Raw genomic sequence first — 17,008 nt, 5'->3', positions numbered from 1 at the left:
CTCCGGGGGCGGGGGAGGATCCCCGAGTGGGGGTGGCGCTGGCGTTCATGGCAGCTCCCTTGGCGAAGACGAACGTGTCCATGACGTGCGGCGGCGCGCGGCGCAGTGTAGGGCCGCTCCTGACAAGTCGCCAGCAAGGCCCGAGGCTGGTGCGGCTCGACGTGGACAAGGCCGCGTGTGGCGGCGGGCTAGGTGGCCCGAGCAGGCCGCGACCGAGTCTCCGGGCGTCATAGCCCGCTCGGCGGAAGAGAATTGAGGTGATCCACTGACGGTGACGACACTTTATCCCCGGTGTCCGGTATTCGGTGTCCACGGACACGCTCTTCGCTCGTGTGAGTGATCGCCGTCCTATGCCAGCCGGCGACCCCGGGGCGCAGCCTGATGCGCTTGGGCGTGGAGCCGCGCCGCCGGGACAAGGGGGAACGACAGCGGATGAACACCATCCGGACCATGTCACCCGCGGAATCGCGGCCACACGTTTGCCATTCCATGATCAATTCTCTTGGACTCCGACGACGAGGAGTCCTCGGCGGTCGGCCACCCGCCTTCGACAAAGTCATCTACCGCGACCGCAACGTCGTCGAACGATGCTTCGCCCGCCTCAAGCAGTTCCGCGCAATCGCCACACGCTTCGACAAACTTGCTAATCGCTACCGTGCCGGACTCACCCTGGCCTCCCTGATCACCTGGCTCCGTGAACCAGCCAGATGATCATTTGCCAGACAGGCCTTGGGCAACGAGTCCAGGCGCAATCGCATCTACCAGGCGTACCGCGAGCTCGGCCGGGTCATGAGGACGATCGTGCTCCTCCGGTTCTTGTCGGAACCCGAGTTGCGCGAATCGATCCAGTCGATGACGAACAAGGTCGTGGCGTTCCACAAGTTCAGCAACTGGCTGATGTTCGCCTCCGACGTGCTCCAGGACAACGACCCGGACCACCAGGAGAAGACCATCAAGTTCAACGAGCTGCTGGCCAACTGCCTCATTTTTCATACCGCCGTGGACATCGCGAAGGTGGCCAACGACCTCATCGACGAGGGGTGGGAGGTGGACCCCGTGGACCTGTCCACCGTCACCCCGTACATCACCAGCAAGACCCGACGCTTCGGGACCTGGCACCTGGACATGGAGCCGCCCGAGAACGAGGCGGTGGGGCGGCTACGGATGGCCGCCTGACGGTGGCCACGCGATGAGGTCGAGGAAGTCCCAGCCGGTGAACCGGGCCGCGGCCGCCTTCTCCTCGCCCGTTGCGGGCTTCAGCGGATTTGGCTGCTACTCGCTGCCGTGCTTGTGGCGCCTGAGCAGTCGATGGGATTCACTGGTCACGCCAAAGCACCTATGGGAGCGGGAAGTTGCTGTGCGTGCACCGTTTCGAGACCTGACTCATGTGGTGGCTTGTGTGATCAGCCTGGCCGCCTGTGCGGGGAACGATGGGGACCGGTCTCCGGTTGAGCTCACGCCAGCGCAGATGCGTAGCGCGATGCCTGACCGCGAGAACCTTCCCGCCGGGTGGCGAGGTGAGGCAGATCCCCAGGTGCTCGAAGGAAAGGATGCCTTCACGAAATGCCTGTCTATGGCCGCGAGCTGTAAATCGGCGGTCAGGTCGTCATGGGGTTCGATTCGTACGACGAGGGAACCAACCGTGAACCGGGCGGAAGGGGACTTTGAGCACACGGCGCAGGTGGTCGTCTTGTCCTTCGACTCTATCGAGGCCGCGAGGGCCGTCATGAAGAGTCTGGCAAGCCCTGGGCGAAGCGACGAGTCACCGCAGTCGGTACAGATCAACGCTGGCGCACCCCCCATGCTGCTGGCCCGCTCCAGGCACGCCTCCGTCCGATCCCTGGAGCGGTAGGCCTGTCCCGGCGTCGACGCGGTCGCACGGCACGTCGCTGAACGCGACCCCGCGGCTCGCCGTCGGGGTTGATCACAGCGTCCTACGGCACACTTCCGGCGTATTCCGGTTGCCTTCCCTCATGAACCGCCTCCAGCACAGAACCGCCGTGGTCACCGGGGCGTCCTCCGGCATCGGCGCCGCCAGCGCCCCAACGGCTGGCCGCCGAAGGGGCAGCAGTCGTCCGAGGCAGACCACGGCGAGCGAGACCATGCCGGTGCGGTCCCGGCGCAGCGCCCGCAGCGCGGCGGCGAGAGGCCCGCGGTGCCGGGCGACCGGCGCTTCGGCCGCCGGCTGGAGTTCCGATGATTCGGCTGGCGATGGTGCTGCCATGTCGCGGTGCTCCCAGAGTGGATCGGCTACTTCCTCGATCGACGAGCAGCCCCGGTGTGTCCGGAGGCGGGTTCTCCACTCCGGACCACAGGCATTAGATTCAAAGAGTTGAATCGCCGTAGCGCCTCGAATTCGAAGGTCGAATCGCCCTGTGTGGCAAGGGTTTCAGCATTTAGTTGGGGTTCATATCCCCGTAACGGAGATGCGGGTCATTCACAGGTGAAACGGACTCCATGGGGTCATGCGTCCGCCATACGTCCCGTATCCGGAGATGTGCGTCGCCAGTGTGCGGCAGAGCGGTGCGCTCAGGTGGCCATGAGGACCAGCAACGGTGGCGAAGGCGAAGAAACCGCCTCGGGGTGGCACGAGTACCGTAAGGTGAGCGGGCCTACCGGCCTGGTCTCTCACATGCCTTCTCCGAACTACCGCCAGAGAGGCCGCGCGGGCTTACGGCCGAGTGGATCCCGTCGGCGCCGACGAGCAGGTCGGCGCCAGCGGGTCGGACCGCGTAGGATCCCTTGCCCATGAGACACGTCTCCGATCTGGACAAGCGTCTCTTCATCCGCGTCGCGGCGAGTCGGCTGCGCGGCGCCCACCCGGTCCTGCCCCGGCTCAGCCGGGCGGCCAACCACGGCCGACTGTGGCTGGGAGTGGCCGCCGGGCTGGCGACCGTGGGGGGTACCACCGCCCGCCGTGCCGCGCTGCGCGGGCTCGGGTCGCTCGCCGCCGCCTCGCTCGCCGCGAACACGGTCGCCAAGTGGACCGTGAACCGTCGCCGGCCGGAAGTGGATCCGGTGCCCCTGGTCCGGCGGCTGACCCAGCAGCCGCGCACCAGTTCCTTCCCGTCCGGGCACTCGGCCTCCGCCGCCGCCTTCGCGACCGGGGTGGCCCTGGAGTCCACCGGGTACGGCGCCCTGGTCATCCCGGTCGCCGCGGCGGTCGCTGCCTCGCGCGTCTATGTGGGGGTGCACTATCCGAGCGACGTCCTGGCCGGGGTCGCCCTGGGCATCGGGGCGGCCGTGCTCACCTGCCGCTGGTGGCCGCCGAGACCGCAGACGCCGGCCGAGGCACGGCCCCGGGTGTCGGCGCCCGCGCTGCCTGCGGGCCGGGGGCTGGTCGTGGTGGTCAACCAGGGTGCCGGGAACGGTCCGGGCACCGTACTGACCGCCGCCGACCGGCTGCGGGCGCTGCTGCCCGAGGCCGAGATCCTGGAGCGCGGCGCCAATGACGACCTTGGCGCCCTGCTGGACCGGGCCGCCCGGCGGGCGGCCGAGACGGGCGGTGCGCTGGGCATCTGCGGCGGGGACGGCAGCGTCAACGCCGCCGCGCGGCTCGCCGCCGAACGTCGGTTGCCGCTGGCGGTCTTCCCTGGTGGAACGCTCAATCACTTCGCGCTGGACGCCGGGGTGCCCGACTTCGAGGACGCCGCGCACGCGGTGACCCAGGGGGACGCGATCGCGGTGGATCTCGGGCTGGCCACTCCCCTCGATGGGCGGCCGGACGGCGAGGCGCGCTTCCTCAACACCTTCAGCATCGGCATCTACCCGGAGCTGGTGCACCTGCGGGAGCGCCTGGAGGGGCGGCTGGGCAAGTGGCCCGGGGCCGCAGTGGCACTCGCCCGGGTGCTGCGCACCGCGGAACCGATGGCGATCGAGATCAACGGGCGTCCGCACCGCCCCTGGCTGGTCTTCGTCGGGAACGGCCGCTACTCGCCGGAGGGGTTCGCCCCCGCCTACCGGGAGCGGCTCGACGACGGGCTCCTGGATGTGCGGGTGATAGACAGCGAGCCGCTCCTGGCCCGCACCCGGCTGGTGCTCGCGGCTCTGACCGGTACTCTCGGTAGCTCTCATGTCTACTTCTCGGCGCAGACCCGCCGGCTGAGCCTGGCCAAGCTGGACCGGGTGGGGGTACGGGCCTTCGACGGCGAGGTGACCAGGGCACCCGACGCCATGGTGATCACCAAGTTGCCGGGCGAGCTGACGGTCTACCGGCCCACCGAGGTCCGCAACGAGGTGCTGCAGCGCGCCCGCGCGGCGGCCGCCGCTGCGCGCCGACTGCGACCCTCCCTCGGACCGGACAGCGGCTGACCTGGAGTGGGTGCGCGGGCCCCCCTTTCTCGATCAGTCGAGTGTCACTAGTGGCGAACGCCGGTGCGTGGTTGTGCCAATGACTCGGGGCCCTCGGGTACGCGTTGTGGCAACGTGCTCTGCTCGCCCCCGGCTCGGCCGACGTGGACGAGGGCATCGCGGCCTTCCGGGTCGCGTACGGGCAAGCGGATACGGAGTCGTCCCGGGACGCGTGTGTGCAGGGGCTGTGCGAGTTGCTTGTGTTGCGCTACCGGGTGTCAGGGCACCTGTCCGACCTGGATGAGGCCATCGCCCTGCACATGGGCAGGGTCGACCGGTACCGGGACAACCCGCGGGACGCGCCGGGATTCGCCGCCGCGGCGGCCGCGCTGCAGCGCCGTGCCGAGGCGGTCGGCGATCACCGGGCGAACACCATGGCGCTGGCGATGCGCATGCTTCACAACCGCGGTGGGGAGGCCGGCACGCTGCTGTCGTTCTTCAATCTGCCGTACGGCCATCTGGCCGAGCTGGCGAGTGAGGACGTCCTTGCCGATTCGATGTTTCTGGGCGAGGTCGACGCGGTGATCGCCAGTTCCCGGACGCGACTCGACGGGTCGGTCGGGGACGAGCGGACGGCCGCGCTGCACGATCTGGTGGACGCGCTGCACGCGCGGGCGCGGGCCTCCGGGGGCGAGTTCGCGGACGAGCACATCGACCGGCTGCGCGAGCTGACCGCGGGCCTGCACAGCCTGCACCGCGGAGCGCATGAGGCGGAGCTCGGGTTCGCGCTGCACGACCGTTTCCACCGAAACGGGGATGCCGGCGATCTGAGCGAGGCGTTGTCGTGTCTGGGACTCGACGAACTTGTCGAAGTCGGTGGCCTTGGGCTTCTCGCCCTTACTGCCGCCGCAGCCGGCCAAGCCGAGCATCGCGACACCGAAGGCCAGGAACACCCAAAGGGGGTGGCCCGGTGTGCCCAATGCTGCCGCCCGTTCCCGAACGGTGCCACCGCTACTCTGGGCGGCTGTGTGTTCCCGAACTGGGGTTCCAGCGCTGACGCCGACAGCGGCAGCGACAATGAGCAGGCGACGGGTTCGACGGTTTGGGGGAACGGGATGCTGACCGGGATCGTGATCGACGCGCTGGATGTCGCGCGCATGGATCGCTTCTGGCTGGACGCGCTGCAGGGCCGGACGGGCGGCCTGGAGCTGCGGTTCGTGCCGACCGCGAAGCCGAAGGCGGCGCACAAGAACCGACTCCACCTCGACCTGGCCGGGGGGCCGGAATGGGAGGCCGAGGTGGCGCGCCTGCTCGCACTCGGTGCGACGCGGATCGACATCGGCCAGGGGGACGTCCCGTGGGACGTGCTGGCCGATCCGGAGGGCAACGAGTTCTGCGTCCTGCGTCCCGGTCACCCCGGCGTGCTTGCCGACTCCGGCCTCGTCGCGATCTGCCTCGACGTCTCCGAGGAGGACCGCTACGCGCAGTTGGACTTCTGGCAGTCCCGGGCCGGCTGGCAGACGGTCGAGTCCCACGACTGGGGTGCCCGACTGCGCCGGAGCCCCACCAGCACGGTCTCGCTGGTGATGGGGCCGCCCGCGGCGCCGAAGACGGCGCGGAACAGGCTGCGCCTGGAGGTCACGCATCGCGACTGGGAACCTGGCGAGTTCCTCGACGCCGGCGGGAACGAGTTCCACGTCACCTGCTGACACCCCGCTTGCCCCTGCCGCCCAGGCCGTTTTGCTGATCGTTCAGAGTGATCGAGCTGCGGGTCCTGTACTCGGCGATCTCGGTCGACAGGTGTCCCGGGTAACGTGCTGATCTTGTTCCTGACTACCTGTGGGAGCGGGTGACCCCGCTACTGCCGTCCCCTGGCTGCGGCCTCCCCGGCGGTCGGCCCCACAGTTGCGACGCCAAGTCACCAGACCCCGACCGCAGTACGGACCCGGTGGTGATTCACCCGGGGATCGGTCAGCCGTGGTCGGCAGCCGAGTGCCGTCTGGTGTCGTCAGCGAAGTTCGCGGTGGCTCGGTGGAGCTGTTCGAGGAACTGGGCCAGGGATGGGGCTGCCGGCTGGAAGTCGTCAGTCCACGATGCCGTGGTGGATTGGTAAACCTGCCCGCCCCGGTCGACGGCGAAGAGCTTGCCTCCGCCGTCGCTGCCGAAGACGATGCCGGTGCGGTGGTCGGTGAGGCGAACCGGTCCGTATTCGGTGAGGTGGTCGAGCACCAAGTCGGGCGGGTGGATGAAGTATCCGTGGTCGACGTCGGACAGTTGCAGCTCGGAGACTGAGGAGTAGAAGGTGACCAGGGTGGTGGGGAGGTCAGCAGCGTCATCCAGCCGCGCGGCTGTGGCTCGGCTTTGGCCGTCGGCTACGAGCACACCGTTGTCGCCTGGTGGGTAGCCGTAGGCGGTCTCGAAGAGGGCGAGGGTCTGCTGGAGCATGGTGGTGATCTCCCGTTGCCAGGTGGTGAGCCAGTCGGCCGAGAGCTTCGGGGTGGTCATCGGGTGCCCTGTTCTGTTCGTGGCGGGTGCGTTGGTGAGCGTGAGCAGCGGCTGATCTCGGTGGCGTAGGCGCCCCAGTCGCCGCCGGCGGCTTGCAGCTGCGGCCACTGCCCCGCGGCGTCTCGATTCCACGTGCTGGTGTACCGCGTGGCCCATGACGTGGTTCGGTTGCCCACCCACTGTGGTCATACCCGCGCTCGGGTCAGCGGTCCGGCCCGTCACGCGGAAAGTCGACTGTCTTGTGACTGAGCGCGATAGTTGGCCCTTGAGCACGCTAGCTGGCCCCTGAGCGTTAGCAGGCCCGCAGGGTAGCGGGTCGGTCATGCCGATCAGGCTGCTTTCTGGGTTTTGCCGGATTCGCGGTGTTCCGTTCGGTGTCCTGATGGCATGTCTGGTGATGGTTCGGGGGGCGTGTGGTCTCACTGCTGTGGCTTCGATGAGCTGGTGGCGCCGTACGCGGTTCGGTGCGGGGAGGCTGACGATTCGAGGCCGGATTGGGCGGGGCGCTGGGCTGTGATGTGGCGGGTAGATGGATCCGAGGTCGTCTGCCCCGTGCGCGATCTCTGCGCGTTTCCGTGGGGGCGCGCTCGGCCTGTCCGGTCGTTCTCGTGGCGCCCGGGTCAGCGGCATCGTCCTGGTCTGGCGTTCATGGAGGCGACTGGTCGTGGACATGGCTTTGAGAGTCTCGCCGAGCGCCGGGCGCTCACCGTCCTGGACTTCTGCGGCCAGGTCTGGGATGTGCTGTCGCAGCCGTTCAATTTGCGGTTCTTCGACCGGGGCCGCCGACGGGAGCACATTCCGGACTTCCTGGTGGCGACGGCGGGCCAGACGCTGCTGATCGATGTCCGCCCTGCTCACCTCGTGAAGGAGTCGGACGTCGTCATGTTCGCCGCACCAGCCGCGTCGCGGCTTCTGCTGGCTGGCGGTACCTGGTGGTGACGGGCTGGCGGGACGGCATCGCGGCCAGCGTGGAGGTTCTGGCGGGTGCGCGTCGTCCGGGAACCGATCCGCTCGGGCTGGAGGGTCAGTTGCTCGCGGCGGCGGTCGGTCCACGGCGCTTCGGGGCACTGGTCGACGCGACACGGTGGCCGGTGCCGGCTCGATCTCATGTGCTGCGCCTCTTGTGGCGGCGGCGCTTGGCCTTCGCCCTTGGCGGACCGCTCGGGGATGGCACGTGGATCCATCCGGTCGCGTCATGACAGCCGGATCCGGTGACCGCCGGCTGTTGGTGGAGGAACTGTCCGAGCATGATCTGGCTCGGGCCCGGATCCGGCTGGAACACGTGATGGAGGTCGAGACCGGATTCCGCAGCGGCAGCCACGGTCGCGATTCTGCTGCGGGACGTGCTGTCGCCCCTGCCGATGCGCCCGGGCTGGGGCGAGACCATGGCCTGGCCCTACCCGGGAGCCGCGGTCACCCCGGTCGCAGCCTGGCCGGGCCGCCCCGAGGCTGGTGCGCCACCCGCCTGGACCATCCGGAACCAGGCACGCGCCCCACGCCAGCCATGCGAGCGGCGTCGAACAGCTCACCGCCTCCCTGACCACCCGCTGGATCGGCTGGAACCGGCTACGAGCCCTGGTACCGCACTGCTCCCCGGCACTGACATCGGCCGTCGACGCGGCGATACGGCCCCACCACCTCGCCAACGGAGGGGGCGCGGCCGCAGACCTCTGTTCCCACAAGCTGCCGCTCGGCAGGGGACCCTCGATGCCCGGCACATCCCCCAACGCCTGCCCGACGCCTGGACCAGACCCTTGACGGGCCTCGACGTCCCGGAACTCCCCTTGCGCCGCGACGCCGCGATTCGCCTCGTCCAGATGGCAACCCCCATCCCCTACGAAGCCGCCGCTCTCCGCCTCGGACACACCCGCGCTACCGCCCACCACGCCCGGCTGCACATCCGCACCTGGCAAAAGGCACACCCCAACCACGCCAGCGCCTACCAGCAAGCACTCCACCACATCGCCCGCACCATCGAGACCCTCCCCGATCCGATCAACTACGAGCACCGCCGCACCCGACTCCGCAGCTGGACCATGCCCGCCACCGTGTGGCACCACCTATCAGCCCGAGCAGCCACCGACCGGCCCACCAATCCGGCAGCCGCCACCGCCGTCGTTTGGGCCGAGCTCACCGGCAGTGACCTGCGCCTCGCCCCCATCCTCCACACCACCGCCCTCGCGTAGGAGGCACTCCACACCACCCGAGCCGAGGCGCGCATCCTCGCCGACCCTGACGCTCTCACCTTCAGGCGGTTTCGTGATCTCCTGACCTTGTACACGCAGGTCCTGGCCGCCCGTATCGATCAGGCATACCCCGGCCTTCAGCACCGGCCTCGCGGCTCCACTTCGAAACCATCGTGCCTGCCTGTCCGGCCCCATACTGTCTCGACCCTCCATACGCCTGACCCCGTGCCGCGGGCCCAGGTGATCAGACCTCGCGCGTGGTGACTTCGAAGGCGATGTCGGCCGGGACCAGGGCGTATACCGGGGTGCCGTCGGCAGGGGCCGCGTTGAGGCTGATGGTGTGGGTGGTTCCGGGTTCGAGAAGGACATTGCGGCCGGCGGCGAGGCACACGGACCCCACTTCGGGAGGCACCTGAGTAACCCATGGAATCGAACAGCAGGGGTGTAGTTGCTCGATCGCCGCCTGCTGCTCCGGGTCTCGTGTCGTGCGTCGCTCGCGGACTGGCGCATGGAGATGGCCTTGCGGCCGCCCTGCCGGATTTCAGTTCGACCCGCGCCGCAGGTGCCGTAGCGACAGGCATCCGCAGGCGGGCGAGTTCTCTGTTCACCGGGTCCTGAGGTGCCCAGATTCGGTGTGACGTGAAGCGCAGCGCGCTCGCCGCCACTCTTGCACCGTCCCAGTGCAGGCAGGCAGCTGCCTGGTGGATAGGAGTGACACTGCCGTGCGGTGATCGTTTATATGAGGAGCCGCGCGTGGTTCTCGTTGCGGCCCTTCCGACGAATGACCGAGCTGAGGAGAACGTACAGTCGAGTAGCCGTATGACGCGCCGGCGAGCCGCTGCCGCCGCCCTGGTTCTGGCGGCGGCCGTCGCGACGATGGGTGCCACCGCGACCGCCGCGCAGGCGGCTGGGTACGACAGGCTGTACTGCGCCTGGGTGTTCGACACCTTCAACGCGAAGGTGAACCGCAACAGCCCCTGCACGGTGCCCAAGAACGCGATTCCTGGCATCCACAAGGTCTACGTGATCCGCAACAACCAGATTATGATCACGGCCGACAGGGGTCCCGACATCTTTTCCGGCCCCGCGTACATCAACATCGACAGGGCCTCCCAGGACCTGTCCGTCCGGCCCCCGCAGCTGCCCGCGGCGGCCGCTGCCTCGCTGGGCACGGGCAAGGAAATCGGGCCTGAGGCCGACGACGGAAGTGAGATTGACGCGGGTGACGAATTCTCTGTGATCTCCGAGAACTGACCGCCCAACAGCCGGGCCGCCCAGTCGGCTACCGCCATGACTCTGCGGTGCGTGGCCGATATCGCGCACCGCCGCGTCATGTCCTTGAATCCCGTCCTCCCAGTACTACCGGCGAGGCCGACAGGCCAAGAGGTGGCCGGTCGCCTGCGGCCACGGTGTGCCCAGGGAGGCCGGGATTTCGGGGTCCGTCCTGCCGGAGGCCGCGCCAGGCTTGTTTGGGCTACGTGTCGCCGTCGCCGCGCCGAGGTGAGCAGGCTTGTTGCCGGACGGCGTTCGGGGTGCCCAACGAGTCGAGGAGGCCCTGGAGTCCTAGCTCAGACACCAGCCGCAAAGTAGCCGGGTAATCACGTGCTCGCCGCCGTAGCGGCCTCCTCGTCATGTTCGCGCAGCATCCGCATGACTGTGGCGGGCGAGGGGTGCTGGCCCTTCTTCGCGCCGGTGGTGATGACCAGCCGTTTGGCGATGTCGCGCAGGCTCATCTCTTGGTCGCGCAGGTGAAGGGCCATGGACAGCATCGACTCGTCGGTGACGCACGCGCCGCCGATGGTCTTGCCGCGCTTGCGGGCGGACTCGTGGCCTTCGAGGGTGCGGTCGCGGATGTACTCGCGCTCCATCCCGGACATGGCCGCGAGTACGGTGAACACGATGCCGGACGGATCGTGTGAGCCCTTCAGCTCCCCGGTGAGGAACTCCAGTCCGACATCGCTCGCCTTCAGCTCCTCGGCGAGCATGGCGAGTTCGATGCCGCGGCCGAGCCGTTTGTGCTCGTGGACGACCAGGGTCACGGCAACGCCGGAGGAACGAATCTCTCCGGCGAGCTTCACGGCGGCCTCCAGCTCGGGGCGCCGAGTGGCGCGGGTGGAGATCTTCTCCGAGAAGACCCGCGTCACCCCGGTCTCGGCAAGTGAGTCGAGCTGAGCGTCGAGGGACTGTCGAGCGGTCGAGGCGCGGGCGTAGCCGAGGCGGACGTGCCCGACCGGCTCGATGCCGGCGCTGACGGGCCGGGGCAGCTCGGTCCACACCGAGCCCGGCTTGCGTACGGCGGGGGTCGGCACGCTGAGCGCCTTGGCGAGTTGGGGCACGAGGCGGAAGCGGGCGGTGTGGTACTGGATGGCCACCTTGCCCTTGCCGGTGCGACACGGGGAGCCCGCAGGGGCAGCGCAGGTGGACATCGGACAGTCGTGCGATTCCACGCGCTTGAAGTCGTCGCTCACGACCCCGGACTGTTTCATGAGGGCGTTTCAGACGTCCAGTCGTTTGCAACAACTCATGAAACATAATCGCCGCACGTGGACCGCCGGGCGGGTAGGTGTTTCACAGGCGACCACCTACGAAACGAACCGCGCAAGCAGTGCGGAGCTGGTGAAGGCTCGCTCAGGCATCGCGTGCTGACGGGGGCTCGGCGAAGGAGCCGGCGGCTGCGGCGAGGGCGGCGGTTCTGGCTGCATGGCCGGGCAGTTGCGGGTCGGGGGTCGCGCGAAGGAGCACCAGTTGGTGGTACAGCGGTGCGGTGGCCGCGATGAGAAGTTGCCGGGCGTCGGTGCGCGGCGGTAGTTCGCCGTGCCGGACAGCCCGGCTGACGATGATTTCGCAGCGCGCGTATCGGTCCTCCCAGAGCCGCTGTTGGGCCTGGGCGGCTTTCTCGGAGCGGAACGAGGCGGCGATCAGTGCTGCCATGATCGGTGGCTGTGCAGTCAGGGCTGCGTAGATCTCCTGGTTCAGTGCTGCCAAGTCGCTTTCCAGTGAGCCGGTGTCCGGTGGCTGCCAGTCGTCGTCGGACGCCGCGTCGAGGACGTCGGCGAGCAGGCCGCCGACGTCCCCCCAACGCCGGTACACCGTGGCGCGGTGCACGCCGGCGCGGGCGGCGACGGCGTCCGTGGTGAGCCCGTCATAACCGTGTTCGCCGAGCTCCGCGACGACTGCGTCGAGCACCTGCTGGCGAATACGGGCGGTGCGGCCCCCGGGCCGGCGGCGGGTCGGCGGCGGACGGGTGCCTTCCGGTCCTGAGTCTGCGGGAGTCATCGCTGAATACCTTTGCTCGGGGCATCGTCGTTATGGCAAGCTATTAAAGTAACAGTTGTCGCACTAGTGGAGTAATCGATGCTCTCCCGAAGCGTTCGCCCGGCCGCGCAACCCTCGACGGCCACCTCGTTCTCGAATGCTTTGGAGCGCCTGCATGCCTACACAGATCACTGCACTCGCCGTCAGCAAGTCCTTCAACGGCAGGCTCGTTCCTGACTCGGTGACCTGCTCGCTCGCCGCGGGCGAGCGCACCGGGGTCACCGGTGAGAACGGATCGGGCAAGACCACCTTGCTGCGCCTGCTCGCCGGGCGTGAACGGCCCGATCAGGGCGAGGTCGTCGTCCAGGCCACCGGCGGGGTCGGCTATCTCGCCCAGGACGAGCAACTAACGTCGCAGGCTACGGTCCAGCGGGTCATCGACCGGGGTCTGAGCGATCTGCGTGCGGTCGAGCAGCGAATGCGCCGCCTGGAGACCGCCATGGCCGACGGTGACGAGGCGGGCATGGCCGAGTACGGCGAACTGATGACGGTGTTCGAGCTGCGCGGCGGCTATGACGCCGACGCCCGCGTGGAACGCGCTCTGCACGGACTGGGCCTGGGGCTGGTGGGACGTGACCGTACGGTGGGCAGCCTGTCCGGTGGAGAACGGGCCAGGTTACGACTGGCGGCCTGCCTGGCGGCGGCGCCGGAGGTGCTGCTGCTGGACGAGCCGACCAACCATCTCGACGATGCTGCCCTGAGCTGGCTGGAAGAGCACCTGCGCGCCCGGCGGGGCACCACCGTGGCGGTCTCTCACGACCGGGTATTCCTCGAACGGGTTGCCACCAGCCTGTTGGAGGTGGACGCCGATACGCGTCGCGTCATGCGGTACGGCAACGGCTACACCGGTTACCTCGCCGAGAAGACGGCTGCCCGGCAGCGTTGGGCCCAGGCTCACGACCAGTGGCGGGCCGACATCGACCGGCTCCGCGAGGCCGCCGTGACCACGGTTGAGACCGAGCTGGCCGCCTTCGCCCGTGGGCGGACAGGAGAGGCCGCCGGACACGCCGCACAACTGCTGTCCCTCGGCCTGTTCGACCGCGACCAGCTCGCTGTGCCAGTCGGCCAGCTGTCCACCGGGCAGCTGCAGCGTCTGGCTCTGGCGCGATTGCTCAGTGCGCCATCGGACGTCCTGTTGCTCGACGAACCCACCAACCATCTCTCGCCCGCCCTCGCCGAGGAGCTGGAAACCGCTCTGACCGGGTACAACGGGACGCTCGTCATCGTCAGCCATGACCGCCGGTTGCGTCGGCACTGGCGGGGCGCCCATCTGGCCTTACAGGCGGCCGAGACTTCCGCCGCCACGTGCTGAGGTCCTCCGGACCCGCAGACATCCCTCAGGAAGGACGAAATTCGTGATGCCGCCTGCTCCCGCCGACCCGACCGTGGTGCACCCGATGCCCGAACAGCCGCGGGTGGTGCTGCTGAAACCGCTGATCACCTCGCCTCTGATCGAGGTCGGAGACTTCTCCTACTACGACGACCCCGATGACCCGACCGCCTTCGAGACTCGCAACGTGCTGTACCACTACGGACCGGAAAAGCTGGTCATCGGGAAGTTCTGCGCGCTGGGCGAGGGCGTGCGGTTCATCATGAACGGCGCCAACCACCGCATGGACGGCCCCTCCACGTTCCCCTTCCCGATCATGGGCGGTTCCTGGTCCGAGCACTTCGACCTCATCACCGGCCTGACCGGACGAGGCGACACCGTGGTGGGCCATGACGTCTGGTTCGGCTATCGGTCCATGGTGATGCCCGGCGTCCGCATCGGCCACGGAGCGATCATCGCCTCCGGCTCCGTCGTCGTCGACGACGTCCCCGACTACGGCATCGTCGGCGGCAACCCCGCCCGCCTCATCCGCCGCCGCTACAGCGACGCCGACATCAACCGCCTCCTCGCCCTGGCCTGGTGGGACTGGCCGCTCCAGCACATCACCGAACACATCCGCACGATCATGTCCGGCAGCATCGACGACCTGGAGAACGCGGTGCCTGGGCACGTGGCAAAGGCACCTCAGGACCCGACGCCCAGCAGCGCCACGGGCCATTGAACGAACCCGGCCCAGGACGACCTGCGCGGTGACCCGCTCCCCTATTCCGCGATCCACCATTCCAGCACCGAGAATCGAGCTGTCAGCATGCCTGCTTCGCCCCACCACAACCCGTTCGCCGACTGGCTTCGCACCCACGCCGTCGCCCTCGATCACCTCGGCCCCGAGGCACCACTCGACGATCTGGAGCCGCTGCGCGCCATCATCGGTGACGCACGTGTCGTCGCGATCGGTGAAAGTTCCCACTTCATCAACGAGTTCGCATCCATGCGCGAGCGCATCCTGCGGTTCCTGGCCGAGCGCTGCGGATTCACCGTCCTGGCCTTCGAGTACGGCTTCAGCGAGGGCTTCCCCCTTGACGCGTGGGCCCAGGGTGAGGGGACGGACGACGACCTGTCGGCGCGCCTCGTCGGGACGGTCCCCGTGGGAGTCGACGAGCCGCTGCGCTGGATACGTCGGCACAACCGCACCGCCGCAACACCGGTGCGCTTCGCAGGCGTCGATATCCCGGCGGCCGGTGGGTCCTTGCTTCCCGCTCTGGCCCCGGTGGCCGACTACCTGCGCCGGATCGATCCCGAAACCCTGCCGGTCGTCCAGGAGGCGATGCGGATCGCCGAGTCGTTCGCCGGTGGCTCCGCGGCCGTCGCCGCGCCCGCGTGGGCACGCCTGGCCACCGCCGAACAGAACGCCCTCAGTGCGACCCTGACGCGCTTGCTGATCCGGTTCCGCTCCGTCGAACCGCTGTACGTCTCCCGCGGCGACCAGCACAGCTACGACATCGCCGTGCGCCGTCTCGAAGGCGCCTGCCACGCCGACTACACCTTCCGCGCCATGGCCGACCTCTTCGCAGGCAAAGGGCTGACCGCCGACACCTCGGCCCGCGACGTCTACATGGCCGAGTCGGTCCTGTGGCACCTGGAACGCCTCGAACCCGGGACCCGCGTCGTGCTGGCGGCTCACAACGCCCACATCCAGAAGACACCAGTGTCCTTCAACGGCCAGCTCACGGGACTCCCCATGGGACAGCACCTGCACCGTGCGCTCGGCGATGAGTACTTCGCCCTCGGCCTGACGAGCACCACCGGACATACCGCGGACATGCCCCGCGACGAGAACACACCCTTCGGCTTCACCATCGACGCCACCGCGCTGGAGCCGGCCGAGCCGGGAAGCATCGAAGCCGCATTCGCCGACGCCGAACTCGGGCTCAGCATCGCCGATCTCCACCAGGCACGCCCGCAGGAGGCCCATGGAAACGCCGACCTTGCCCCGGGCCCCGACCGCATCCGGATCCAAAGCGCCTACCTCCACACCCCCATCCTTGAGGCGTTCGACGCCATCCTCCACACCCCAACCTCCACCGTTGCCGACAACCTCGAAAACATGTGAGACGGGCCGTATTGACATGCACGAGCGAGGACTGGAGCAGGTGCAGGGCGAGCATCGACGTCTCGGCGTGCTCCTTGTCCGGGCCGGTCAAGGAGCCGTCCTTGCCGTAGTGGAGCACGGTGTTCGCGCCGTTCCAGTTCTCGACGACCTGGAGCCCGCCGTGGAGTTCGCGGCGCAGGCCGGGACTGGCCAGGTAGTCGCAGGCGAAGATCGTGCGCACGGCGCGGCCGAGTTCTTCGAGTGCCTGGTACGTGGGGCGCTTGGGGCCACCGCGGGTGAAGCGCCGCAGGACCTGATCGGCCTCCGCTGTCCCGAGCCGGAGTGCGGTCGCGTACTTCACCGTCTGGCTGTACTGCTGCTCGATCAGTTCCCAGCGGATCGGCCGTGTCAGCGAGGCGCCGAGCGCAGGCCAGCCGGGCGGGGCGTCGTCCGGGCGATACAGGCGGATGCTGCCGATGTTCTTCAGCCGCGGCAGCAGGCGGAATGTGAGCAGCTCGGTGAAGGCGAACCCGACGATGCTCGCACCGTGGGTGTCAACGTAGTTCGACTCGATCTCGGCGTCCGTGCAGTGCCGCAGCAGGCCCTCGATCATCGCCGCGACCTCGGACGACGAACAGCTCTTGAGCTGGGAGTAGATGCAGACGTTCTTCTTCTCGACGTGCCAGTAGATCATCACGCCGTTGCCGCCGTAGCGAGCGTGGTACTCGGTCATGAAGTTCGATGACCAGGACCCGAACTTCTTCGAGTCTGACGCGCACGCGGTGCCGCGACCCCACCATGCGGTGTCTCGGGCGGCGAAGGTGGAGTTCACCAGCCTGGTGACGGCGGCCCGGAGGTTGTCGACGGTGATGAAGTGCCGCCGGACGTGCCGTAGCGCTGCCTCGCTCTCGCCGTGCTCGCCGGTCGCCACGATCGCGCCGATACCCGTGTTCGTGCCCAGCGCGAAGAGGGCCAGCAGCAGGCGGCGCTGGAGGACGCCACGGTCGATGCGCTCGTACGCGGCCACCGAGGAGAACTCCTCGGTGAAGCCGGCGAGGAAGTCGGCGTTCTTCAGCATGTCCAAAAGGTCCAGGACACCCCAGCGGCGTGCGACCTCGTCCTTGAGGGCCGCCAGGCCGGTGGGCTCGGCCAGCGGCTCCAGCTTCGGCACGGTGATCCAGGGCTCGCCCTTGCGGGTGGTGACCTTCACCCCGCCCGCGCTGCCGTCCGCGAGCGAGACGGAGAGCCGGTCCAGGCCCGCGGTCATGCGCTTCTTCAAGTCCGTGATGCACG

Annotated in this window: 13 protein-coding genes and 2 pseudogenes; 10 read left to right on the top strand and 5 right to left on the bottom strand. The window is 68.6% G+C overall.

Going from position 1 to position 17,008, the window contains the following annotated elements; all coding sequences use genetic code 11:
- Window positions 1-342 precede the first annotated feature (342 nt).
- From E4099_RS35145 to E4099_RS35140, 4 genes and pseudogenes are all read left to right on the top strand, one after another.
- A pseudogene (locus E4099_RS35145) lies at window positions 343-730 on the top strand (hypothetical protein); the annotation flags it as partial.
- The gene (locus E4099_RS06715) at window positions 730-1,176 is read left to right on the top strand and encodes a Tn3 family transposase (RefSeq protein ID WP_135338014.1); all 447 of its coding nucleotides are present in this window, start codon (window positions 730-732) and stop codon (window positions 1,174-1,176) included. The pseudogene E4099_RS35145 and the gene E4099_RS06715, both read left to right, overlap by 1 nt.
- Before the next feature lie 1,572 nt (window positions 1,177-2,748).
- Complete coding sequence (locus tag E4099_RS06705; RefSeq protein WP_135338013.1) at window positions 2,749-4,311, top strand: bifunctional phosphatase PAP2/diacylglycerol kinase family protein; 1,563 nt, start codon at window positions 2,749-2,751, stop codon at window positions 4,309-4,311.
- A gap of 143 nt (window positions 4,312-4,454) precedes the next feature.
- Window positions 4,455-5,999 (top strand): VOC family protein, encoded by a 1,545-nt coding sequence (locus E4099_RS35140; RefSeq protein ID WP_245244639.1) that lies wholly within the window; start codon window positions 4,455-4,457, stop codon window positions 5,997-5,999.
- 262 nt (window positions 6,000-6,261) lie between these two features.
- Here E4099_RS35140 and E4099_RS06695 read toward each other — a convergent pair whose 3' ends face one another.
- Window positions 6,262-6,795, bottom strand: coding sequence for an SMI1/KNR4 family protein (locus E4099_RS06695; RefSeq protein ID WP_135338012.1), 534 nt, complete (start codon window positions 6,793-6,795; stop codon window positions 6,262-6,264).
- A gap of 648 nt (window positions 6,796-7,443) precedes the next feature.
- Between E4099_RS06695 and E4099_RS33545 the strand changes: the two genes are divergently transcribed.
- Together E4099_RS33545 and E4099_RS06685 are read left to right on the top strand one after the other, a co-directional pair.
- The gene (locus tag E4099_RS33545; RefSeq protein ID WP_209446539.1) at window positions 7,444-7,734 is read left to right on the top strand and encodes a hypothetical protein; all 291 of its coding nucleotides are present in this window, start codon (window positions 7,444-7,446) and stop codon (window positions 7,732-7,734) included.
- An 878-nt stretch (window positions 7,735-8,612) separates the two neighbouring features.
- Window positions 8,613-8,981: a hypothetical protein gene (locus E4099_RS06685; RefSeq protein ID WP_135338011.1), complete on the top strand. Its 369-nt coding sequence runs from the start codon at window positions 8,613-8,615 to the stop codon at window positions 8,979-8,981.
- A gap of 244 nt (window positions 8,982-9,225) precedes the next feature.
- Here the strand turns inward: E4099_RS06685 and E4099_RS32865 are convergent, their stop codons facing one another.
- On the bottom strand, window positions 9,226-9,381 hold the full coding sequence (locus E4099_RS32865) for a hypothetical protein (protein WP_167828307.1): 156 nt from the start codon (window positions 9,379-9,381) through the stop codon (window positions 9,226-9,228).
- A 419-nt stretch (window positions 9,382-9,800) separates the two neighbouring features.
- Between E4099_RS32865 and E4099_RS06680 the strand changes: the two genes are divergently transcribed.
- The gene (locus tag E4099_RS06680) at window positions 9,801-10,235 is read left to right on the top strand and encodes a hypothetical protein (RefSeq protein ID WP_135338010.1); all 435 of its coding nucleotides are present in this window, start codon (window positions 9,801-9,803) and stop codon (window positions 10,233-10,235) included.
- 344 nt (window positions 10,236-10,579) lie between these two features.
- Here E4099_RS06680 and E4099_RS06675 read toward each other — a convergent pair whose 3' ends face one another.
- Entirely contained in the window at window positions 10,580-11,449 is an 870-nt protein-coding gene (locus tag E4099_RS06675) for a recombinase family protein (protein WP_209446538.1), read from the bottom strand.
- Window positions 11,450-11,609: 160 nt separating this feature from the next.
- Window positions 11,610-12,257: a TetR/AcrR family transcriptional regulator gene (locus E4099_RS06670; RefSeq protein ID WP_135338009.1), complete on the bottom strand. Its 648-nt coding sequence runs from the start codon at window positions 12,255-12,257 to the stop codon at window positions 11,610-11,612.
- 154 nt (window positions 12,258-12,411) lie between these two features.
- Between E4099_RS06670 and E4099_RS06665 the strand changes: the two genes are divergently transcribed.
- From E4099_RS06665 to E4099_RS06655, 3 genes are all read left to right on the top strand, one after another.
- Complete coding sequence (locus E4099_RS06665; protein WP_135338008.1) at window positions 12,412-13,608, top strand: ATP-binding cassette domain-containing protein; 1,197 nt, start codon at window positions 12,412-12,414, stop codon at window positions 13,606-13,608.
- A gap of 46 nt (window positions 13,609-13,654) precedes the next feature.
- Window positions 13,655-14,347: a CatB-related O-acetyltransferase gene (locus E4099_RS06660; RefSeq protein WP_135338007.1), complete on the top strand. Its 693-nt coding sequence runs from the start codon at window positions 13,655-13,657 to the stop codon at window positions 14,345-14,347.
- Between the two features lie 87 nt (window positions 14,348-14,434).
- Window positions 14,435-15,736 (top strand): erythromycin esterase family protein, encoded by a 1,302-nt coding sequence (locus E4099_RS06655; protein ID WP_135338006.1) that lies wholly within the window; start codon window positions 14,435-14,437, stop codon window positions 15,734-15,736.
- Window positions 15,737-15,791: 55 nt separating this feature from the next.
- On the opposite strand, the pseudogene E4099_RS34010 reads toward E4099_RS06655, so the two are convergent.
- Window positions 15,792-16,793, bottom strand: a pseudogene (locus E4099_RS34010) (Tn3 family transposase); the annotation flags it as partial.
- Window positions 16,794-17,008: the final 215 nt, after the last annotated feature.

This window comes from Streptomyces palmae, from assembly GCF_004684805.1.
Classification (GTDB): domain Bacteria; phylum Actinomycetota; class Actinomycetes; order Streptomycetales; family Streptomycetaceae; genus Streptomyces; species Streptomyces palmae.
Note: the sequence above shows the minus strand (reverse complement) of the source record. Positions and strands in the feature narration are given on the sequence as shown.